19 protein-coding genes and 1 tRNA gene are annotated in these 22,287 nt (G+C 66.9%); 7 read left to right on the forward strand and 13 right to left on the reverse strand.

Going from position 1 to position 22,287, the window contains the following annotated elements:
• Window positions 1-124 precede the first annotated feature (124 nt).
• From MF610_RS07940 to MF610_RS07950, 3 genes are all read left to right on the forward strand, one after another.
• Complete coding sequence (locus MF610_RS07940) at window positions 125-1,453, forward strand: MFS transporter (RefSeq protein WP_242194639.1); 1,329 nt, start codon at window positions 125-127, stop codon at window positions 1,451-1,453.
• Window positions 1,450-2,370 (forward strand): cysteine synthase A, encoded by a 921-nt coding sequence (cysK, locus tag MF610_RS07945; protein WP_242194642.1) that lies wholly within the window; start codon window positions 1,450-1,452, stop codon window positions 2,368-2,370. Before MF610_RS07940 ends, cysK begins: the two co-directional genes overlap by 4 nt.
• Before the next feature lie 148 nt (window positions 2,371-2,518).
• Window positions 2,519-3,814 (forward strand): cell wall hydrolase, encoded by a 1,296-nt coding sequence (locus MF610_RS07950; RefSeq protein ID WP_242194645.1) that lies wholly within the window; start codon window positions 2,519-2,521, stop codon window positions 3,812-3,814.
• Here MF610_RS07950 and MF610_RS07955 read toward each other — a convergent pair.
• On the reverse strand, window positions 3,797-5,230 hold the full coding sequence (locus MF610_RS07955) for a PH domain-containing protein (RefSeq protein ID WP_242194647.1): 1,434 nt from the start codon (window positions 5,228-5,230) through the stop codon (window positions 3,797-3,799). The genes MF610_RS07950 and MF610_RS07955 overlap by 18 nt on opposite strands.
• A complete protein-coding gene (locus MF610_RS07960) occupies window positions 5,224-5,700 on the reverse strand; it encodes a PH domain-containing protein (RefSeq protein WP_242194649.1) in 477 nt (158 codons plus the stop codon). Before MF610_RS07960 ends, MF610_RS07955 begins: the two co-directional genes overlap by 7 nt.
• Window positions 5,701-5,819: 119 nt before the next feature.
• Between MF610_RS07960 and purS the strand changes: the two genes are divergently transcribed.
• Window positions 5,820-6,050 (forward strand): phosphoribosylformylglycinamidine synthase subunit PurS, encoded by a 231-nt coding sequence (gene purS, locus MF610_RS07965; protein WP_242194651.1) that lies wholly within the window; start codon window positions 5,820-5,822, stop codon window positions 6,048-6,050.
• Window positions 6,047-6,715 (forward strand): phosphoribosylformylglycinamidine synthase subunit PurQ, encoded by a 669-nt coding sequence (purQ, locus tag MF610_RS07970; RefSeq protein WP_242194653.1) that lies wholly within the window; start codon window positions 6,047-6,049, stop codon window positions 6,713-6,715. Before purS ends, purQ begins: the two co-directional genes overlap by 4 nt.
• A gap of 1 nt (window position 6,716) precedes the next feature.
• On the opposite strand, the gene MF610_RS07975 is transcribed toward purQ, so the two are convergent.
• On the reverse strand, window positions 6,717-7,466 hold the full coding sequence (locus MF610_RS07975; protein WP_242194655.1) for a queuosine precursor transporter: 750 nt from the start codon (window positions 7,464-7,466) through the stop codon (window positions 6,717-6,719).
• A 56-nt stretch (window positions 7,467-7,522) separates the two neighbouring features.
• Between MF610_RS07975 and MF610_RS07980 the strand changes: the two genes are divergently transcribed.
• A tRNA-Arg gene (locus MF610_RS07980) sits at window positions 7,523-7,599 on the forward strand.
• Window positions 7,600-7,881: 282 nt separating this feature from the next.
• On the opposite strand, the gene MF610_RS07985 is transcribed toward MF610_RS07980, so the two are convergent.
• The 3 genes from MF610_RS07985 to MF610_RS07995 form a co-directional block, all read right to left on the reverse strand.
• The gene (locus MF610_RS07985; RefSeq protein ID WP_242194657.1) at window positions 7,882-8,526 is read right to left on the reverse strand and encodes a glutathione S-transferase family protein; all 645 of its coding nucleotides are present in this window, start codon (window positions 8,524-8,526) and stop codon (window positions 7,882-7,884) included.
• Window positions 8,527-8,755: 229 nt separating this feature from the next.
• The gene (gene recA / locus MF610_RS07990) at window positions 8,756-9,850 is read right to left on the reverse strand and encodes a recombinase RecA (protein ID WP_277923941.1); all 1,095 of its coding nucleotides are present in this window, start codon (window positions 9,848-9,850) and stop codon (window positions 8,756-8,758) included.
• 106 nt (window positions 9,851-9,956) lie between these two features.
• On the reverse strand, window positions 9,957-11,096 hold the full coding sequence (locus MF610_RS07995) for a tetratricopeptide repeat protein (RefSeq protein WP_242194659.1): 1,140 nt from the start codon (window positions 11,094-11,096) through the stop codon (window positions 9,957-9,959).
• Window positions 11,097-11,428: 332 nt separating this feature from the next.
• On the opposite strand from MF610_RS07995, the gene MF610_RS08000 reads away from it, so the two are divergent.
• Window positions 11,429-11,938, forward strand: coding sequence for a hypothetical protein (locus MF610_RS08000; protein WP_242194661.1), 510 nt, complete (start codon window positions 11,429-11,431; stop codon window positions 11,936-11,938).
• A 16-nt stretch (window positions 11,939-11,954) separates the two neighbouring features.
• Here the strand turns inward: MF610_RS08000 and MF610_RS08005 are convergent, their stop codons facing one another.
• From MF610_RS08005 to dapA, 7 genes are all read right to left on the reverse strand, one after another.
• Window positions 11,955-12,308, reverse strand: a complete 354-nt coding sequence (locus MF610_RS08005; RefSeq protein WP_242194663.1) for a response regulator — start codon at window positions 12,306-12,308, stop codon at window positions 11,955-11,957.
• A gap of 57 nt (window positions 12,309-12,365) precedes the next feature.
• Window positions 12,366-14,753: a hybrid sensor histidine kinase/response regulator gene (locus MF610_RS08010; protein WP_242194666.1), complete on the reverse strand. Its 2,388-nt coding sequence runs from the start codon at window positions 14,751-14,753 to the stop codon at window positions 12,366-12,368.
• Window positions 14,754-15,154: 401 nt separating this feature from the next.
• Window positions 15,155-17,224: a M13 family metallopeptidase gene (locus MF610_RS08015; RefSeq protein WP_242194668.1), complete on the reverse strand. Its 2,070-nt coding sequence runs from the start codon at window positions 17,222-17,224 to the stop codon at window positions 15,155-15,157.
• Between the two features lie 248 nt (window positions 17,225-17,472).
• A complete protein-coding gene (locus MF610_RS08020) occupies window positions 17,473-17,970 on the reverse strand; it encodes a DUF2062 domain-containing protein (RefSeq protein ID WP_242195324.1) in 498 nt (165 codons plus the stop codon).
• Between the two features lie 76 nt (window positions 17,971-18,046).
• Complete coding sequence (gene smpB, locus MF610_RS08025; protein WP_055759935.1) at window positions 18,047-18,529, reverse strand: SsrA-binding protein SmpB; 483 nt, start codon at window positions 18,527-18,529, stop codon at window positions 18,047-18,049.
• Window positions 18,530-18,712: 183 nt separating this feature from the next.
• Window positions 18,713-21,325, reverse strand: a complete 2,613-nt coding sequence (locus MF610_RS08030) for an ATP-binding protein (RefSeq protein WP_242194671.1) — start codon at window positions 21,323-21,325, stop codon at window positions 18,713-18,715.
• A gap of 55 nt (window positions 21,326-21,380) precedes the next feature.
• Window positions 21,381-22,265, reverse strand: coding sequence for a 4-hydroxy-tetrahydrodipicolinate synthase (dapA, locus tag MF610_RS08035; protein ID WP_242194673.1), 885 nt, complete (start codon window positions 22,263-22,265; stop codon window positions 21,381-21,383).
• Window positions 22,266-22,287: the final 22 nt, after the last annotated feature.

Raw genomic sequence — 22,287 nt, forward strand, 5'->3', positions numbered from 1 at the left:
GGAACGTCGGCGTATATGGACCCCCGCCTGCGCGGGGGTGACAAGGGGTGGGACAAGCCTCGACCCAATACCCCCAAAGCCGATCTGCATTGCTCCGGCCAGCCAGCGGACCTAAAGCCAGCCCATGTCCGCGTCCCCCCATCCGCTATCGATCCCCGCGTTCCGCGCCTATTTCCTTGCTCGCCTGTCGAACACGCTGGCGCAGATCGCGATGGTCGTGGTCATCGGGTGGCAGGTGTACGACATCGCGCGCGAGACGATGACGATCAAGCAATCGGCATTCCAGCTGGGGCTGATCGGCGTCGCGCAGTTCCTGCCGTTGCTAATCCTCTCGCTGGTTGCCGGTTGGGTCGCCGACCGGGTCGACCGGCGCTGGATCGCGCGCGGATCGGTCGCATTGGAGGGCGGGTGCGCGTTGCTGCTCGTCTGGCTGACCTATAGCGGGGCGATCACCCTGCCCTGGCTGTTCTTCGTCGCCGCGCTGCTGGGCGTGGCGCGCGCCTTTGCCGGGCCGGCATTGCAGGCGTTGGCACCCAACCTCGTCCCCGCCGCCGTGCTTCCGACCGCGATCGCGATGAGTTCGATCGCATGGCAGGGCGGGTCGGTGCTGGGCCCGGCGATGGGCGGCTATCTCTACGCCTATGGCCATTTCATGCCCTATGCGGTGTCGGCCGGACTGTTCCTGTTCGGCCTGATCATGCTGTTCCTGATCCCGCCGATCCCGCGCGCGGCGATCACCGGCAACATGAACCCATGGCGGCAGATGCTCGACGGCCTCGCCTATGTCCGGCGCAACCGGTTGGTGTTCGGCGCGATCTCGCTCGACCTGTTTGCGGTGCTGCTGGGCGGGGCGACGGCGATGCTGCCAATCTATGCCCGCGACATCCTGCAGATCGGTGCCGATGGCCTCGGCCATCTGCGCGCCGCCCCCGCACTGGGCGCGGTGGTCGTTGCCGGCGTCTTCGCGATCAAGCCGTTGTCGAAGGATGTCGGTGCCAAGATGCTGTTGTCGGTGATGGGCTTCGGCGCCGCGACCGCGCTGTTCGGCCTGTCGGCGCCACTGCTGATCCCGGTATTCGGGCAGGCGGCGATCGGCAGCGACTTCGCACCCGCCGCGATCCTGGCGCTCGTGTCGCTGTTCGTCGTCGGTGCGACCGACATGGTGTCGGTCTATGTCCGCCAGTCGCTGATCCAGCTGCACACGCCCGATGCGATGCGCGGACGGGTCGGCGCGGTGTCGACGCTGTTCGTGTCGGGATCGAACGAGCTGGGCGAGGCACGGTCCGGCTTCCTTGCGGCGCTGGTCGGCCCGGTCATCGCGGTGGCGGGCGGCGGGGTGATCGCGATCGGCGTTACGATGCTGTGGTCGCGCCTGTTCCCCGAATTGCGCGCCGCGCGGAGCTTTACCCCGCCCAAAGATTTGGAAGTCACGCCTAAGGAGACACAGCCATGAAGGCCGATACCATCCTGCAAACGATCGGGAATACGCCGCACGTCCGCGTCCGCCGGCTGTTCGGCGATGCCGAGGTGTGGATCAAGTCCGAACGCTCCAACCCCGGCGGGTCGATCAAGGACCGCATTGCCCTCGCCATGATCGAGGCGGCCGAGGCGTCAGGCGAGCTGAAGCCCGGCGGGACGATCATCGAACCGACCAGCGGCAATACCGGCGTCGGGCTGGCGATGGTCGCGGCGGTCAAGGGCTACAAGCTGGTGCTGGTCATGCCCGAAAGCATGAGCATCGAGCGCCGCCGGCTGATGCTGGCGTACGGCGCGACCTTCGACCTGACTCCGCGCGAAAAGGGCATGAAGGGCGCGATCGAGCGCGCGCACGAACTGGCCGCCGAGACGACCGATGCATGGATTCCGCAGCAGTTCGAAAATCCGGCGAACATCGACGTCCATGTGCGCACCACCGCGCAGGAAATCCTGCGTGATTTCGCCGACAGCCCGATCGACGTCATCATCACCGGCGTCGGCACCGGCGGGCACATCACCGGCGTTGCCGAGGCGCTGAAGGAAAAGTGGCCGAACCTGAAGGTCTTTGCGGTCGAGCCCGAATTGTCGCCGGTCATTTCGGGCGGACAGCCGGGGCCGCACCCGATCCAGGGGATCGGCGCGGGCTTCGTACCTGCCAACCTCCACACCCGCGCGATCGATGGCGTCATCAAGGTCGACGCGGCGGTGGCGAAGGACATGGCGCGCCGGTCGGCGAGCGAAGAGGGTATGCTCGTCGGGATTTCGTCGGGTGCGACGCTGGCGGCGATCCTGCAGAAGCTGCCCGACCTGCCCGATGGCGTGCGGGTGCTGGGGTTCAACTACGACACCGGTGAGCGGTATCTGTCGGTGCCGGACTTCCTGCCCGAGCAGTAAGGCTTTCCATCTCCCACAAAAACTCCGTTCGCTTTGAGCGGAGGATCGAGCTTGTCGAGATCCGCAGTCGAGAAGGCGCTCCACGCACCGAATTCTCGACGGACGTTTCTCGACAAGCTCGAAACTGCTCGAACCGAACGGATTCTTCTTGGCAGACACGTCCTTGATCGTCGCACCGCCCCGACACGGCATCCGCAGCGGATCGGCCGCGATCGATGGCGTGCTGGTAGCGCTGTCGCTTGCCGCCATCGCAATACCGGCGGTGATCGTAGAGCACGCGCCGCCGATCCGGATCGAGCCTCGCATGGCAGCCAGCCAGCGAGGCGCCGCCGGTCCCGCGACCGTCCCGGCCATTCCCCCGCCCCCGGTCGAACCGGCCGAGTTCCGCAACCTGCCGCCCGAAGAAGCCCGCGCGTTCAACGCGACCGTGCCGTTCGTCACCGGTCCGAACCCCGCCGCGCGACCGTTCCGCTTCGTCGGCGATGCCGATAACCGGGCACGCGCGACCGACTGTCTCGCCGCGGCGGTGCTGTACGAGGCGGGCGACGATGCGAAGGGGCAGCGCGCGGTCGCGCAGGTCGTGCTCAACCGCGTGCGCCACCCGGCCTTTCCCGGCACGGTGTGCGGCGTGGTGTTCCAGGGATCGGAACGGCGCACCGGCTGCCAGTTCACCTTCACCTGCGACGGCGCCCTCGCTCGCGCCTATCCCGAGCCGTTCTGGGAACGCGCGCGAAAGATCGCGGCGGCCACGTTGGCCGGCAGCGTCTATGCACCGGTCGGCTACGCCACCCATTACCATACCGACTGGGTCGTGCCCTATTGGCAGTCGAGCCTGTCCAAGATCGCGGCGGTCGACACGCATCTGTTCTTCCGCTGGGCGGGATGGTGGGGCACGCCCGGCGCGTTCCGGCAGGGTAGCGGGGCGCCGGAGCCGCGCATCCTGCAACTCGCGCCCTATTCGCCCGCGCACAAGCTGCCCGAGGTGCTGGCGGTCGAGCAGGAGGCCGGCATGCTGACCGGACGGTTCGCGCCGGCATCGTTGCCGCGCGCCAGCAACGACGATCCCGACACCTTCCTCGTCGCCCTCGACGCGGCAACTTCGCCCGACAGCTGGGCGGCGCTGGCCGGGGCGACCTGCGGCGATCGGGTGCGGTGCAAGTTCTTAGGGTGGCGCGACCGGGCGGCGGTGCCGGTGCGGGCTGCGGCCGCGTCGGACCCGGCGGCGCTCGCGACCATGTCGTTCAGCTATCTGCGCGACCGCACCCAGCCGATCGAGCGGCTGCTTTGGAATTGCCAGCAGGTCCCGCGCCCTGCGGTCGATTGCATGCGGCGGACGGTCGCTCCCCCGTCCCCGCCCGCGGCCGAACCCGCCGCTGCGGCACCGCTGGCCGGGGTTCGGCGGCGCGGCGATCCGACGCCGGTGGCCTCACCGCTCCCGCAATAGCGCGCGGGCCAGCGGTTCGGCATCCTCGACCGCCAGATCGGCAATGTCGGGGCGACCGATCCCCTTGGCCCCCGCCGTATCGACGCGGACCGTGGCGATGCCCAGCAGGCGCTGGAGCGGCGAACGGGTGACCGATACGCTCTGGATACGCGCCAGCGGCACGATCCATGCCCGCTTGGCCAGCACCCCGCGCATGACGTGCAGATGCTGCCCCAGAATCGCATAGCGATGCCGCCGCCGCGCCAGCAGCGCCGCGGCGACCGGGATCGGCACGACGACCAGCGCGAACGCCGCGAAGGGCACGAACAGGCTGACGATGCCGATCACGACCAACGGGCCGAACCCGCGCAGGATCGCCGCGCGCACGACATGGCCGAACGCGACGGGACGCAGCGGCAGCGGATCGAACGCCGGATACTGTGCCGCCGCCAGCACCCGCGCCACTTCGTCGTCGCGCGCGAAGGGGGCGACATGCTGCCGCCCGCCGACATCGTCGCTGCCGCCCAATGTCTGGAACCTCAGCCCCGACCAGCCGAGCCGCCCGCTGACCATGCCGCGCTCGATCAGCGCCAGCTGGATACGTCGCAAGCTGACCACCACTTCGGTCCGGGTGGTCAGGCCGCGCACGCGGCGCAACCGGTCGCCCTCCTGCTCCAGCCGAAAGCCGTGTTCGACGAAGAAGGTGCGCGCCACCCCGCTGATCGCGCCGATCGCCAGCGCTAAAATCGCAGCCAGCGCGGCGAACAGCGGGGTGGCGAGCGCGATCGCCTCCTGCCGCGCAAAACCGGCCCAATCGCGCCAGCCGTGCCAGTCGATCCCGATCAGGTCACCCAGCTGGTTGATACCGGCGAACAAGACGCCGACCCACACTAGCGAGAACCCGAACAGCCCCATGGTCAGCACGCGCCGCGTATTCATCGCGAAGATCGTCGTGCGTGCCGGCGGCGACGCATCGGGTTCGGCCGACGACACACCCCCGCCGCGCAGCACCGCGCGCAGTCGTCCGGCCTCGGCCAGCGATACGCTGTCGAGCGTCGCCTCGTCCGCTTCGCCGCCGCCGGTTTCGATCCGCACCCGCGCCAGCCCGAACACCCGCGCGAGCAGCTTCTGATCGATCGACACGTCTTGGATTCGCTCGAACGGGATCGAGCGGCGGTTGCGGTGGAGGATGCCGTCGGCGATCACCAGCTCACCCGCGGCGATGCGATAGGTGAACGACCGCCACCGCGCCCAGGTGAAGACCGCCGCTGCGACCAGCGCCAGCGCGCCGACGCCCAGCATGACCCGCAACCCGCCCTGCGACGCCGCCGCGCCCAGCGCGACGATGCCGGCGACGTTCTGCGGCGCCTTGACCACGATCCTGAGCGCGATCGTGCCGGGATGCAACCGCCGCGCCCCGTCGGGCGTGCTCACCATGGCGAGGTTTCGATCGCGGCGCGGATGCGGTCGCGCACCGCCTCCGCCTGTACCTTTGCCAGACCGGGGACCGCGACCCGGCTATGGTCGGTGCCGGCGGTATGCAGCACCAGCGTCGCGACGCCGCAGCCGCGCTCGACCGGCGCCTGGCGCAGATCGATATGCTGAACCCGCCCGACCGGCACGATGGTATGCACCCGCGTCAGCCAGCCATGCGCGACATGCAGCTCGCGCCCGTCGAACGCGAACCCCCAATGCGCGAAGCGTCGCGGCGGCGACACGATCGTCAGCCACAGGCCGAGCGCGATCGCCACCGCCAGCGCGATACCGTTGGGCAACCCCTCCCCGTACAGTATGACCTCCGCCAGCGCGGCGACGACGATCAGCACGACCGACTGGATCGCCCCGCGCCAGCGCAGCACGCGCAGGAAACCGGGATCGAGCGGGCTGAGCGGCGGCATGTCGTCCATGGCCAGTGTGATAGGCAGGCAATACGCCGAGCTCAAGCGAAACCACCCTCTTGTCTATGCCCGACGGGGGGGGCATAGCGCCCGCGACACCCTCCGCAATCGGATTTGAGGCAGCTCCCATGAAACTCCGCATCGTCGTAACGCTCAAGAACGGCGTGCTCGATCCGCAGGGCAAGGCGATCGAACATGCGCTCGGTTCGCTCGGCTTTGCCGGGGTGGGCGAGGCGCGGGTCGGCAAGCTGATCGAACTGGACGTCGCCGACGGGACCGACGACGAGACGATCGACGCGATGTGCCGCAAGCTGCTGGCCAATACGGTCATCGAAAACTATCGGGTCGAACGCGCATGAAGACCGCCGTCATCGTCTTTCCGGGGTCGAACTGCGACCGCGATATCGCGGTGGCGCTGGAATCGGTCACCGGCACCGCGCCGACCATGGTGTGGCACCGCGACAGCGACCTGCCCGACGACATCGGCCTGGTCGCGGTGCCCGGCGGCTTTTCCTACGGCGACTATCTCCGGTCGGGCGCGATCGCCGCACGGTCGCCGGTGATGCGTGCGGTGGTCAAGGCGGCGGGCAAGGGCCTGCCGGTGCTCGGCATCTGCAACGGCTTTCAGATCCTGACCGAAGCGGGGCTGTTGCCGGGCGCGCTGATGCGCAATCGCGGGCTGGCGTTCGTCTGTCGCGACGTGGCGCTGCGCGTGGGCGAGACGCGTTCCGCCTTCACCGGCGGCTATCGTGCGGGCGATACGATCCGCGTGCCGGTGGCGCATCACGACGGCAACTACGTCGCCGACGACGCGACTCTCGACCGGCTGGAGGACCAAGGGCAAGTCGCATTCCGCTACGCCGAACCCGTCAACGGCTCCGCCCGCGACATCGCCGGCCTCGTCAACGCCAGCGGCAATGTGCTGGGCATGATGCCGCATCCCGAACGCCGCATCGAAGCCGCGCATGGCGGCCGCGATGGCCGCGCGCTGTTCGAAGGGTTGCTGGCAAAGATCGGCGCCTGATCTATCGCGACCGACGCTCGCCGGCGAACGGTGAGAAGTCGGTCGCGGTGTCGAACACGTCGACGCCTTCGCGCCGCTTGAGCCAGCCGACCACGGCATAGGTGACCGGCGTCAGCACGACTTCCCACGCGACTTTCATCGCCCAGTTGGTGACCATCACGGTCAGCACCTGCTGCGTCGGCCACAAGTACAGGAAAGCGAGCGGATAGAAGATCGCGCTGTCGACCGCCTGCCCGACCACCGTCGACCCGATCGTCCGGCTCCACAGCGCGCGCCCGCCGGTCCACAGCTTCATACGGGCGAGGACATAGGCATTGACGAACTCGCCGGCCCAGAAGGCGGCGATCGACGCGAAGACGATGCGCGGCACCTGTCCGAACACTGCTTCGTACGCCCCCTGCCCGGTCCATGTCGCGGCGGGCGGCATGGCGACGACCGCCCATGCCATGAACGCCATGAACAACAGCGCCGCGAACCCGACCCAGATGCACCGCCGGGCGCGCGCATAGCCATAGACTTCGGTCAGCACGTCGCCCAGCACATAGGATACCGGAAAGAACAGGATACCCGCGCCGAACACGAACGGCGCGCCCGCGACGTCGATCGCCGCGACCTTTCCCGCACCGATGATATTCGACAGCAACAGGATCGTGACGAACGCCGCCATGACCAGATCGAAATGCCGGAACCCGCGCGCGGGAACGGTGGCGGCGTCGATACGGTGCAGCGCGGGTTCGGTCGGATCGTCCATGGCGGCGTTATGATAGCGGTTCCGCTTTGCCGCAATGCACGCTAACGAAGCTGTGGGCACCCGTAGCTCAGCTGGATAGAGCAAGGAGCTTCTACCTCCTTGGTCGGGGGTTCGAATCCCTCCGGGTGCGCCATTCCTTCTTTGGATTTTTGCGGCTTGTCGCATCGAACGATGGTGTGCCGGGCGGCGGGCGCTCGTCCGCGATGGCGAGCTGGCCGTGCCCGGAGAACAACTCGGCCGCTGGTCGTCCGAGTACGGAAGGAGAGTCACTTGCCGTCGGATCACGATCGTTCGGGCTGGACCGATAGTCGCATGCCATCGTCGTCCCTCAGTTGATCCGGGGTCCCGCTTTTTTTTCGATCAGAACGATGACGAGCGGTCCGGTTCCGCCAATCAGGCGATCATCGGCTGGTCGTCACGCATAGGCATAGGCGCCGCCGGCCGCGAGGGCGGCGCGATAGGCCGGGCGGGCGTGGATGCGGTCGAGCCAGGCGATGGTGTGCGGGCGCGATGCGTCTAGGCCGGCGCGGCTGCGCGCCGCCTCCAGCGGGAAGCTCATCATGATATCGGCGGCGGTCATCGCGTCACCCGCGAACCAGTCATGTGCCGTCAAATGCGCTTCGACATAGTCGAGATGGACGTCGATCATCGGCTGGATCTTCTTCTGCGCGGTCTTGCCGAGCAGCGGTACGCGGCCGAGGACGAGCTTCACCAGCAGCGGCGGCATCAGCGAGCCTTCGGCATAGTGCAGGAAATGGCGGTAGTGCAGCGCGTTGCGACGATGCGCGGGCATGCCCAGCCGGCCATCGGCCTTTTCGACCAGATATTCGACGATCGCCCCGGTTTCGGCGACCACCAGCGCGCCGCCGCTGCTGCCGGCGCTATCATCCTCGATCACCGGTGACTTGCCGAGCGGATGGACCCGGCGCAGTTCGGGCGGCGCCAACATCGTCGCCTTGTTCCGTTCGTACCGCTTCACCGCATAGGGCAGCCCGAGTTCCTCGAGGAGCCAGAGCACGCGCTGCGACCGCGAGTTTTCGAGGTGGTGGACGACGATCATCGGCGGTTTTCCCTCCAGCAGGCGCGACAGTCCCGATGCAATGCGACAACGTGCGATCGGTTGCACGCCATTCGACCGAACGCCCCGCCGATGCCGCGGAAGTTGGCGAAGGTTGCACGACGCTACTGTGCCTAGCGGTTCGCCGTCCGAACCAAAATTCAACGATTACAACGTATTCCAAGGAACCGAACAACGATCGGGCGGCACCATGGCCGCCCGATGTTGATCCTTACATCTCGTCGTCGCCATCCTCGGCATCGGGACCGGTCATCATCTCCTCGGCGACCTTTTCGGTACGCGCACGGATTGCGGCTTCGAGCTTGTCGCGCAGTTCGGGATGTTCGGTCAGGAAATTCTTGGCGTTCTCACGCCCCTGCCCGATCCGCACGCTGTCGTAGCTGAACCACGCGCCCGATTTCTCAACCAGCCCGGCCTTCACGCCCAGGTCGAGAATCTCGCCGATCTTCGAAATGCCCTGTCCGTACATGATGTCGAATTCGACCTGCTTGAACGGCGGCGCGACCTTGTTCTTCACCACCTTTACGCGGGTGGTGTTGCCAATGATCTCGTCGCGGTCCTTGATCTGGCCGGTGCGACGGATGTCCAGACGGACCGAGGCGTAGAATTTCAGCGCGTTGCCGCCGGTCGTCGTTTCCGGATTGCCGTACATCACGCCGATCTTCATGCGCAGCTGGTTGATAAAGATCACCATGCAGCGCGAGCGGCTGATCGAACCGGTCAGCTTGCGCAAGCTCTGCGACATCAGGCGTGCCTGCAGGCCGACATGGCTGTCGCCCATTTCGCCCTCGATTTCCGCCCGCGGCACCAGCGCCGCGACCGAATCGACCACCAGCACGTCGATCGCGTTCGAGCGGACCAGCGTGTCGACGATCTCCAGCGCCTGTTCGCCGGTATCGGGCTGCGACACGATCAGTTCGTCGATGTTGACGCCCAGCTTCTTCGCATAGACCGGATCGAGCGCGTGTTCGGCATCGACGAAGGCGACGGTGCCGCCGCCCTTCTGCGCCTCTGCCAGCACATGCAGCGCCAGCGTGGTTTTGCCCGAGCTTTCCGGGCCGTACACTTCGATCACGCGGCCGCGCGGCAGGCCGCCGACGCCGAGCGCGATGTCGAGGCCGAGCGAACCGGTCGAGATCGCCTCGACCTGCATCGCTTCCTTCTGGCCCAGCTTCATCGCCGAACCCTTGCCGAATGCACGGTCGATCTGCGCCAGCGCGGCGTCGAGCGCCTTTTGCCGTTCGCCCGCCGCCTTGTCGTTTGCCGCCGCCATCTTGCTATCGACCGCCTTCAAAGTTGCCGCCATGTCCAGCCTTTCGCGTAGAGCAACCGCGTCGAGGGTTCAACGCGCCTTTGTTGGATTTCCATGTATTCGTTTTGTTCCCGTCGCGCAAGGGCTGATGTCGCGGCGTTCAAGTCCCGGTCGCGCCGGCCAGAGCATCCTCAGCGCGCCGTTTCTGGGCATCCCGCATCGCGTCCGTCTCGGTCAGGTCAATGACGTGGGCGGTCGGCGGTCCACCGCGTTTTGCAGGCCGGACGGCAATGATAGGCGACCGGATCGTGACGCGGTCGATACGATACACACCCGGATGGCCAGCGTTGACGTTCAGCGGCGCGTATCGGCGTTGCGCGATATTTTTGAGGATCGGCGTGGCAAAGGTACTGAGCCTTCTTGAACGCAGCGCCGATATATCGGGCGTTCGGCCGTCGGGCCGAATCCAGTAACCGACATCGACGAAGCTTATCCCGCCATCGCCAACACTTTCCGATCTGGTGAACGAACCGAGGGTCGGCATCGGTTCCGAGAACAATAGGAGTGGGCGTTGTTCGGCGGACCGTGACAACCGTGCCGCCATGGCATCGACGGCGCCCTGATCACCACGCAGGATCGCCACGCGCGCCCGTACGATCTCCCGAAGCTCGATCATGGATCGGCTATCGGAACCGGCTGTCTCCACCGCATCGTCGACCAGACGTTCAGCCTTTTTCAACTGCCGCTGCGCCAAGGCAAGCCAGGCAAGCCGATACATCGCTCCTGCGGCGATCTCAGGATGCCCGCCGGTCCGGGCAAGTCGTTGTACATTCCCATAAGTCCGCTCGGCGGACTTATATTCCCGCTTTGCAGCCAACGTGTCGGCATAGCTCAACCATTCGATCAAGGTCGCCGGATCGCCGACCCCACGCTCCCGGCGCAATACCCGCATGCTGTTGCGGGAGGAATCCTGCCAAAGTGCCGGCTTGCCCTCATGTTCCGCTACGGTCGCCAAGGTGGCGTACAAGCTGGAAAAGGCTTCGGGAAATCGTTTTGAATATCGATCGTTGCGGACGATCGACTTTTGTAGTGTTCGACGTGCAGCGACATATTGGCCGACCGTGAATTGTTCGACCGATGCCTGCAACGAAGCCTCGATATCTTCCGCAGGCGGGCAATTGCGAGCGAGGCATTCCGCCAACGCATCCACGGCGCGATGTCCGGTAACGACGATTTCATCCGGGGGCGTGGCCGCCGAAACGCCGGGTTGCGAGAGCAGTAACAGCCACGTTCCGATCATATGCAGAGCATCCGTTAGCAGGTTGTTGCTGTCAATATCATCAGGGCAGCTGCATGCTGCATATGATCCTCAAATCACAACAATATTGGAAGATCGATATATTTTAAACCATGCGATCACATCGAAATGTTGCTGAAGAACGTACGAAAGAACGCCTATAAGCGCCGATGCGATGAGGGGTTTTACAATCCGGTTCCGGGACACAGGCTATTCGACGCCGGCAACCGACGTGTCGTATGACCAGCAAGAGCTACGAGGCTGCGCCGCGCTCAATCCCTCGGGCCAGCAAGAGGTGACGGGCGATGCACAGCTTACTCACGGGCGTAACAGATTTGGCCGTTGGCGTCTGGGCGGCGATCGCGTTCTGGGCCGGCCCTGCGGTGGCAATATGGTCCGAACCGCTTGATCCGATCGCACCCTCGACGATCACAACGGAGCCCGATACCGCGCTGTGCATGCCAGCGGAAACACCGCTGTTTACCTGCACGCTGGGCACTCGCCGTGCTTCGGTCTGCCAGGCGGGGGGCAAGGCTATCTATCGCTACGGGCGCCCGGGGCGGATCGAATTGTCGTCGCAGCGGCTGACGCTGGCGAGCCGCGGCTTTTCCGGCGGTGGCGAAACCCAGATCACCGCGGCCAACAACGGCTATTCCTACACGATGTTCGATCGCACGGTGCGTACCGGGTTCGGAGCAGACGGCCGCAACGATCCGCAATCGGAAACCGGACTGGTCGTTCGACAGGGCAGCAAGCAATTATCGTCGCGCCGCTGCGACAACGATACGCCGATTTCATCGCGGTCGCGGGAGGTGATACCCGGCGGATCGTTCGTCCCGCACTGACGGCGGAAAGGCTGCCTCACCCCAGGTCGTTCAGCGCCTTCTCGACCGCGTCCATCGTGAACGGTTTCGACAGGACCGGGCGGTCGCGGTGGGTGTCTTCGATCATGTCGCCCGATCCGCCGGTGGCCAGCACGAACGGGATGCCCGCCGCGGCCAGCTTGTCCGCGACCGGCCAGCTCTTTTCCCCGCCGCGCAGATGGACGTCGAGGATCGCCGCGTCGATGCCGCCCTGTTCGATCAGCGCGATCGCAGCGGCGACGCTGTCGGCAGTGCCCGCGACGGTACGGCCGAGCATGTCGAGGAAATCCTCGAGCATCATGGCGATCAGGGGTTCGTCCTCAACGACGAGGATACGCGCAGGCGAAGTCATACGGCGCCGTCCTTAGCGGTCAAAGCAGGAACGCCGCAACCGATTTCGTCAAACGGTTCAGGTCTTTGCCAGCGCATCGCGCGCCGCGGTCGCCAGTTGCTGTACCGAAAACGGCTTTGGCAGGAACGATACTTGATCCAGATCAATCGACCGGCGCAACTGTTCCTCCGCATAGCCCGACATGAACAGGATCGGCAACGTCGGATAAACTTTGCGTACGTGGCCGACCATCGTCGGACCATCCATCGTCGGCATGACGACGTCGGAGATCAGCAGGTCGATATGCGGCCGGTCGGCGAGCAGTTCCAGCGCTGCCTCGCCATTCTCCGCCGTCATCACGCTATAGCCCTGCCGCGTCAGCGCGCGTTCGGCGATGGCGCGGACCATGTCCTCGTCCTCGACCAGCAGGATCGTGCCGGTGCCCCAGGCGGGCTCGGCCGGTTCGGCCTTCAGCTTGGGATTGGTGCCGACGCGCGGCGGTTCGGCGGCGGCGGCGTGGACCGGCAGGTGGATGACGAAGGTCGACCCCTGCCCGCTGCGCGATTCGGCAAAGATATAGCCGCCCGACTGCTTGATGATGCCGTACACGGTCGACAGGCCGAGGCCGGTGCCCTTGCCCACCTCCTTGGTGGTGAAGAACGGCTCGAAAATCTTGGGCAGCACGTCGGCGGGGATGCCGGTGCCGGTGTCGGACACCTTTAGCGTCACATAGTCGCCCACGGGCAAGACATCGTCGTCCATCGCGCGGACTTCCTGCGCGCTGGTCGCCAGCGTTTCGATCGTCAGCACATTGCGGTTGCCGCCCTGTGCCAGCATCGCGTCGCGGGCATTGACCGCGAGGTTGACGACGACCTGTTCGAGCTGCCCCGGATCGGCGCGGACCGAACCGAGGCCGCGGCCATGGTTGACGACCAGCTGCACCGTTTCGCCGAGCAGGCGCTTGAGCAGGTTCGACACTTCGGAAATGACGTCGGGCAGCTGCAGCACCTGGGGGCGCAACGTCTGCTGGCGCGAAAAGGCGAGCAGCTGGCGCGTCAGGCTGGCGGCGCGGTTGGAATTGGCGCGGATCTGCTGGATATCGTCATAATCACTGTCGCCGGGCGAATGGCGCATCAGCATCAGGTCGCAATGCCCGATGATCGCGGTCAGGATGTTGTTGAAATCATGCGCGACGCCGCCGGCGAGCTGGCCGACGGCCTGCATTTTGGTTGCCTGCGCCACCTGCCGCTTCAGCTTGCCCTCCTCGCCCGTATCGCGCAGCGAGAGGACGACGGCGGCCTCGCCCAGCCCCCGCGCGCCGGCGATCGACAGCGCGATCGGTTCCTCGGCGCGGTCGTTCAGGCGAACGGCCATGTCGGCGCTGTGCTGCGCGCCCCCGGCGAAGCGGCGGACGGCATCGGCCAGCGCCGCCTTGTCCTCACGCACCACGAGGTCGCCGGGATAGAGCGGCGGCGCGACCGGGTTGACGCCGGTTGCGCGGACGAAGGCGTCGTTCATGTGCAGGAAGCGACCGTCGCGATCGACCAGCGCCATGCCGACCGGCAGCAGCGAGACTAGCGCGCGGACCTGCGCCGCAGAGCCCGGCGACGCGATCGGCATCAGCCCGACCGGCGCCTCTTCCTCGTCCAGCATCGCCACCAGCATCGGGCCGTCGGGATCGTCAACGAACGGCACCTGCACGATGCGCAACGGGTCGCCGCCCAGCCCTTCGCGTTCGAAGCGCACCCGCCCGCGATTGTCGGTGACGAGGAAGCGGGCGAAGTCGCGCCCTTCGATCGTGGCGTCCTCGTTGCCGACGGCGCGGGCGCGGAACACGCGGTTGGCGGCGCGGATGCGGCCATCGGCGCTGAGCAGCGCGACCATCACGCCCGCCGTGCCCAGCCGCTCGCCCGCGTCGCCGGCGATCATTGCGCGCATTGTCACGGCTTCGGCAACAACTTGTCCGCCTTCGAAGCGCCAGACGAGCATCGAATCGCCGGCGCGCGCCAGCGTCGCGATCAGCGGGGCGTCGCCCTGTCGCACGGTGACTTTCGCATCGCCGTCACGCCATGCAGCGCGGGCGGCGCCGGCCAGCGCGCTGGCGTCGACGCCGTCGCCCAGCACGCCCGGCGGCGTCGGATAACCGCCGAACAGCGCGGCATAGCGGTCGTTGGCGCAGACCAGCCGCCCGGCGCGGTCGGTGACGGCCAGCGCGTGCGGACTGACCGCGGCGAGGGTTTGCGCCAGCGACCAGTCGACCTCCGGCTCGGCCGCTTCGGCCGTTCCGGTCCAGTGCCGGACGCCCAGCGCGACACCCGCCAGCACGATCGCCGCCGCGACGAAGCCGATCGCGACCGGCACGCTGCCCAGCGTCCACAACACGATCGCCGCCGCCGCCACGCCTGCGATCAGGGCAATGGCGAAGGGTAGCAATGGCGACGGGGCAGACGGAGATTTCGGCAACATGGGCCAAGCTGTTGGGGTGGTTCGGGGGGCGGCGTCAAGCGGCGGTTCGGGCAGTTTGTCGCAGGGGGCGGGCGTTCGGCGTTCCGGGGCTGGAACGGGAGTGCCCCTGTGCGGTGCGACGGTACCTGGCCCCTTGCCGTACCTTACCCCTGCGCAGGCGGAGGCCCAGGGTATGGCAAACTGCGGTCGGCATTCCGGGCTCTGGACCCCCGCCTGCGCGAGGGTACCGTTTATCCTCGGCAATGCCCTGCTCATCCGTACCCCGGCGGAGGCCGGGGTCCAGTTGGGTGACGGTTGTTAGAACCAATGCACGTCCCCCAACTGGGCCCCGGCCTTCGCCGGGGTACGGTAGGTAAATCAGGCAACCGCCCCCGCCCGGCATTGCGGACGGGGGCGTGGTCTTACCAGATCCGCACGCGCTTCTCGGGCGGCAGGAACAGATATTCGCCCATCGCCGGCTTGTAGCCCGAATACCACGGGTCGAGGTTGCGGACGACCCACGCCCGCTGTTCGGACGGCGAGTGCGGGTCGGTCAGCAGCCGCTGCCGCAGATTCGCCTCGCGGTAGCTGCGCCGCCATACCTGCGCCCAGCCGAGGTAGAAACGCTGTTCGGGCGTAAAGCCGTCGATCGCGTTCTGCTGCCCCGGATAGGCGTGGGTATAGGCGTCCCACGCCACCGTCAGGCCGGCGAGGTCGGCGATGTTTTCGCCGAGCGTCAGCTCGCCCTTCACATGCAGGCCCGGCAGCGGCTCATAGGCGTCATACTGCTTGACCAGCGCGGCGGTGCGTTCGTCGAAGCGCTTCACGTCCTCCGCGGTCCACCAGTCGGTCAGGCTGCCGTTGACGTCGTACTTGCGGCCCTGATCGTCGAAATGGTGGCTGATCTCGTGCCCGATCACCGCACCGATCGCGCCGTAATTGACCGCCGGATCGGCGTTCGGATCGAAGAAGGGCGGCTGCAGGATCGCGGCGGGGAACACGATCTCGTTCATCACCGGGTTCGCATAGGCGTTCACGGTCATGGGGGTCATGAACCATTCCCATTTCTGGATCGGCTTGCCCAGATGCTGCACGTTATAGCGCTGCTGCCACCGGTTCGCGCGCAGCATGTTGCCGAACGCATCCCCCGGCGTGATGGTCAGGTCGCTCATGTCGCGCCAGCGGTCGGGATAGCCGATCTTGGGTGTGAACGCGGCGAGCTTCGCCCGCGCCTTCACCTTCGTTTCGGGCGCCATCCAGTCGAGCGCGTCGAGGCGGCGGCCCATCGCCTCGGTCACGTTGCGGACCAGCGTGTCGGCCGCGGCCTTGGTCGCGGGCGGGAAGTATTTGGCGACATAGGCCTTGCTGACATCGTCGGCGACCGCGTCCGCAGTGAAGTCGACCGCGCGCTTCCAGCGTTCCTCCTGCTGCGGCGTGCCCGACAGGACGGTGCCGTAGAACGCGAAATTCTCCTGGTCGAACGCCTTGGGCAGCACGCTGGAGAAATTGTCGAGCGAGCGGACCATCAGCTGGTCCTTCAGCACGCCGATCGGCGCCGCGCCGATGACCTTCGCCATGCCGGTGAAGGCGGTCGGCTGTGCGACGATCACGTCGGGGGTGTTCGCGCCCAGGTCACGGAAATAGGTCGCGAAGTCGAAGCCCGGCGCACGACGCTGCAGGTCGGCGACGGTCATCTTGTTATAGGTCTTGTTGGCGTCGCGGCTTTCGATCCGCGTCCAGTGAGCGCGGGCGATCTGCGTTTCGAACGCGACGATCGCCGCGGCACGGGCCGCCGCATTCTGTTCGCCGGCCAGCGTCAGCACCTTGGCGAGGTGCGTTTCATACGCCTTGCGCTGTTCGACGAGCTTGGCGTCGGTCGACAGGTAATAATCGCGGTCGGGCATGCCCAGGCCACCCTGCGCGGTCTGCAGCGCATAGACGGTCGGCGCCTTGTCGTCGGGGCCGACATAGGCACCGAACGGACCGCCGACGCCCGACTGCGCCGCCTTGGCCGCCAGCGCGGCATAGCCGGCCTTGGACGACAGGGCCTTGATCTCGGTCAGCCACGGCTGGATCGGGGCCAGTCCCTTGCCCTCGATCGCGGCATCGTCGAGGAAGGTCGCATAGGCGACGCCGATCTTCGAATTGGGATCGCCCTTCGCCGCGTCGAGCAGTTCGCGGGTGCGGGTCTTCGACAGGTCGTCCAAGGCGGTGAACATGCCGTAGTTCGACTTGTCGGCCGGGATCGGGGTGATCTTTTCCCAGTTGCCGTTGGCGTATTTGTAGAAATTGTCGCCCGGCTTCACGCTGCGGTCCATGCCGGCGGCGTCGAAGCCGAAATCGCCGATCTGGGGCTTGGGCGCAGGGGTGGCGGTTTCGGTGGCGGATGCCGGCGCGGTGGCGGCGGTTTCGACCGGGCCGGTCGGCGCCGTGGTGCAGGCCGACAGGGCCGAAGCCGCGAGCAGGGTGGTCAGGACGAAACTACGCCGCATCGAATAAGCCTCTTCGTATCGGGTGATACGGTGATGCTGCACCCCGGCTTATCGATCGTCAATATCTGGCGTGAATCCGTATCCCATCGAGATGCAGGAAAGTCCTCCTCCGTTTGCTTCGAGCGCAGGTTCGAGCCTGTCGAGAACCGTAGTCGAAAAGGGCTGCCCCAAACGACCCAGTTCTCGACGGACGCTTCTCGACAAGCTCGAAGCTGCTCGAACCGAACGGGGTGGTTGGGGATATCGGGTTACCGGGGAATACGCCCGCCATGCCCGCGCCGCTTCCACTTGGCGCCGATCCACCACCGCCAGCCGAGCGCGGCGATGGCATAGCCGAGCACCGCGCCGACCACCGAACACACGACCATGCCGAGCGCAGTCGCCGGCCCGACCTCCGCTACCAACCATTCGAGCCAGCCAGGCGGGGCCGCGACCGCGTTGCCGATCGGGTCGCCCGGCACGACGCGGTCGATGTGGAGCAGCCACGCGCCGACCTTGTAGTACAGGATGAACAGCAGCGGCGTCGTGATCGGATTGGTGAAGAAGGTCGTGAGCGCGGCCGCCGGGACATTAGCGCGCAGCGGCAGCGCCAAGACTGCGGATGCGGGAATTTGGCCCAGCGGGATGAGGATGCCGGTGAACATGCCCAGCGCCACGCCGCGCGGGACCGAGCGGCGGGTAAAGCGCCACAATTCGGGCGCCAGCACGCGGTGCGCGACAGGGCGCAGGAAGCGGTTCGCCTCCATCGATTCGCGGGTCGGCAGGTTCGCGCGAACCCAGCGCAGCGCGCGCGCGCCCAGCCGCCGGTCGTCGTCTGGCACGTCAGCCACGGTCGCGGAGCAACCTTCCCTGTTCACGTTTCCAGTCCCGCTCTTTGATATGCTCGCGCTTGTCGTGGGTCTTGCGCCCCTTGGCCAATGCCAGTTCGACCTTCGCCCGCCCCTTGCCGTTGAAATAGACGGAGAGCGCGATCAGCGTCATGCCGTCGCGCGCCACCGCGCCGTGCATCTTGTTTATCTCGCGTTCGTGAAGCAGCAGTTTACGCGGGCGGCGCGGTTCGTGGTTGAAGCGGTTGCCGTGGCTGAATTCGGGCACGTTCGAATTGATCAGCCACACCTGCCCGTCGCGGACATCGGCATAGCTTTCGGCGATAGATCCCTCGCCGAAGCGCAGCGCCTTCACCTCGGTACCGGTCAGCGCGATGCCGGCCTCGTACACCGTGTCGATTTCGTAGTCGAACCGCGCACGGCGGTTTTCGGCGACGGTCTTCTTCTTGTCGAACAGCTGGGGACGCGGACGGCTCATGGGCGCCGACATAGGGTGTCGGGCGGCCGAGGGGAAGCACCACCAGGCTCCTCCCCATAACATGGGGAGGGGGACCGCCGCGCAGCGGTGGTGGAGGGGTCCGCCCCGAACGACACCGTCGCGTCTGCGGCATTGCCCCTCCACCAGCTTCGCTGGTCCCCCTCCCCACCCTGTGGGGAGGATTTAGGCGTCTAATGCCTCGCGGACCTTCCGTGCCAGTTCGTCGACCCCGAACGGTTTGGGCAGCAACCGCGTGCCCGGATCGAGCACGCCGTTATGCACCACCGCATTGCGGGTATAGCCCGTGGTATAGAGCACGCGCAGGTCGGGACGCATCGTCAGCGCACGGTCGGCCAGTTCGCGGCCGGTCATCCCCGGCATCACCACATCGGTGAACAACAGCGTCACGCGCACACCCTGCTCCAGCAGGTCCAGCGCCTCCGGCCCGTTCGACGCATGCAGCACGCCATAGCCGAGGTCGCGCAGCACCTCGACCGAGAAGCTGCGGACGCGCGGTTCGTCCTCGACCACCAGCACCATTTCGTCGGTCGACCCGCGCCGGATCGGCTCCAGCGTGGTGCGCGGGGCGGGCGTCGGCTGCTCGCCGTAGAAGCGCGGCAGATAGAGGCGGACGGTCGTGCCGACGCCTACCTCGGAATAGATGCGGACATGGCCGCGCGACTGGCGGACGAAACCGAATACCTGGCTGAGGCCCAGGCCCGTGCCGCGCCCGACCGGCTTGGTGGTGAAGAACGGGTCGAACGCCTTGGCCAGCACCTCCGGGTCCATGCCCGTGCCGGTATCGGTGACGGCGATCAGGACATATTGCCCGGCCGCCATGTCCGCCTCGCGCGCATAATCGTCGCCGACATGGGCGTTGGCGGTTTCGATGGTCAGCTTGCCGCCGCCCTCCATCGCGTCGCGGGCGTTGACCGCAAGATTGACGATCGCATTCTCCAGCTGTCCGCGATCCGCTTCCGCCCGCCACAGCCCGGCGCTCAGCACCGTTTCCACCGCGATGCGTTCGCCCAACGTGCGCGTCAGCAGGTCGGTCAGGTCGGTGACCAGCCGGTTGCCCTCGACCGGTTCGGGCGACAACGGCGACTGGCGCGAAAAGGCGAGCAGCCGCTGCGTCAGCGCCGCCGCGCGCGTGGCGCCCTCGCGCGCAGCCTCGACATAGCGGTCGACATCGTGGCGCCCGCTGGCGAGGCGGCGGTCGATCATGTCGAGCCCGCCGATGACCACCGCCAGCATGTTGTTGAAATCATGCGCGATGCCGCCGGTCAACTGGCCGACCGCCTCCATCTTCTGCAACTGGCGCACCTGCGTCTCGGCGGCGGCGCGGGCGCTGGCGGCGTTGTGCAGTTCGGTGGCGACGCGTTCGAGCTGCGCATCCTGCCGCCCGACCTTCGCCTCCAGGCGCAGCAGCGCGTCGGCGCGCTGGACCGTGACCCAGCTGATCTCGGCCACTTCCTGCACCAGCGCGATCTCGCCCGGCAGCCAGTGGCGCGCGGCGCCATGGCCGACGACCAGCAACCGGTCCAGCCGGCCGTTCTGGCGCAGCGGTACGCCCAGGCCCGAGACGGCGGAATAGGATGACGCCTCGCTCCCGACGAAATCGGGGTCGATCGCGAATTCGTCGGACACGATCGTCCGCCCGGCGCGCAGCAGTGCGGTATTGCTCTGCCCGAACCGGTCGAGCGAATGTTCGTCGATCAGCGGCGGCAGCGCCCCGTCGTTCCACCCGCCCATGTAGCGGACGCGATTGGCGGCGACGCGGGCAAAGGCGACGCGGTCGACATGCAGCCATTCGCCCAGCGCCCGGGCGGTGAAGCGCATGATCGCGTCCGGATCGGTCGCAGCCCGCTGCCGGGCGCTGAGCGACAGGACGAACTCGCGCTCCGCCTTTGCCGCCAGCGTCGCCAGTTCGGCCTGCTTGCGGTCGTCGATGTCATAGCTGACGCCGGGAAAACGCACCGGACGACCGGTGCCGTCAAAGGTGCAGCGGCCCTGCGCCGACACCCAGCGGCAATTGCCGTCATGGTCGAAGACGCGATATTCGGCGATGAACGTACCGTCGCCCGCCGGGTCCATCGCCCGTTCGATCGCCCGCTGCGTTTCGGGGAGGTCGTCGGGATGGATGCCCCGGAAGAAGGTGGCGATCGGCGCGCCCTCCTCCGCCGCCTTCGGATCGACGCCATAGAGCAGCGCGAAGCGGGTATCGGCCCGGATCACGTCGGCCTGCACGTCCCAGTCCCACGCGCCGATATTGCGGCCGGCCGACAGCGCCTGTTGCAGGCGTTCATCGGCGGCGGCACGCTCCCGCTCCGCCACGACGCGGGCGGTCGTCTCTCCGGTCACGCACAGCAGCCCGGCGATCCGGCCGGCATCGTCGAAGGCGGGGGAATAGGTGAAGGTCCACCAGCTTTCCTCGGGTTCACCGGTGCGTGCGAGGTCGAGCTTCATGTCGGTGGCGGTGATACTCCCGCCGGCCATGGTCTTGTCGACCAGGGGGATGAGTTCTTCCCAGATATTGGACCATACGATGTCGAACCGCTCGCCCAGCGCGCCTTGCATCCGCACGCCGAGGATCGGGCGATAGGCGTCGTTGTAGAAACAGCGCAGCTCCGGCCCCCATGCCAGGAACATCGGGGTGGGGCAGGACAACATCATCGCCAGCAGCGAGCGCAGCGAAACCGGCCATTCCTCGATGGCTCCCAACGGGTGCGTCGACCAATCGCGCGCGGCGATCTCCGCACCGATAATCGTCTGAATCGAAAGAGGTCCGTTTGGCATATTCCCTGCGTGGTACGCCGCAACCCCCGCTACGGCAATGGAACCGTCCCCTTCGTCAGCGCACCAGCCCGGCATGGGCAAGCGCCGCGTCGACCGCCGCGCGCGATGCTTCCGACGCGGGCGTCATCGGCAGGCGCAGGTCGGTCGGGAAGCCCGGACGAACGCGACCCAGCGCATACTTTACCGGCCCCGGCGACGCATCGCTGAACAGCGCGGCGTGCAGCGGGAACAGCCGGTCCTGCAACGTCAGCGCCCGGCCGTAATCGCCCGCGGTGCACGCGTCCTGAAACTCGGCGCACATCGCCGGCGCGACATTGGCGGTGACCGAAATCGCGCCAACCCCGCCCATCGCGTTGAAAGCGAGCGCCATGTCGTCATTGCCCGACAACTGGACAAAGGCCGGGCCGCAGCGCAGCCGGTGTTCGGACACCCGCGCCATCTGTCCGGTCGCGTCCTTGATGCCGACGACGACATCGGGAAACGCCTTCACGATCCGCTCGACCGTCTCGACCGCGATGTCGGTGACGGTGCGCGCCGGCACGTTGTACAGCATGATCGGCAGGCCACCTTGCGCCGCCAATACCTCGAAATGGCGGAACACGCCCTCCTGGTTGGGGCGGTTGTAATAGGGCGGGACCAGCAGCGCGGCGCTGGCGCCCGCCGCCTTAGCCGCATGAATGTGATGCAGCGCGACGGCGGTGTCGTTCGATCCGCAACCCGCGATCACCGGCACGCGGCCCTGCGCCTGATCGACGCAGACGCGCACGACATGGTCGTGTTCCTCGATCGTCATCGTCGCGGCTTCGCCGGTGGTGCCGCAGGGGACCAGCGCGTTCGACCCGCTTTCAATCTGCCAGTCGACGAGCGCGCGGAACGACACCTCGTCGAACTTGCCGTCGGCAAAGGGCGTGACGAGGGCCGGGATCGATCCGGAAAACATGGGAAACGCGCTCCGTAGACAG

Source organism: Sphingomonas hankookensis, from assembly GCF_022664465.1.
GTDB lineage: Bacteria > Pseudomonadota > Alphaproteobacteria > Sphingomonadales > Sphingomonadaceae > Sphingomonas > Sphingomonas hankookensis.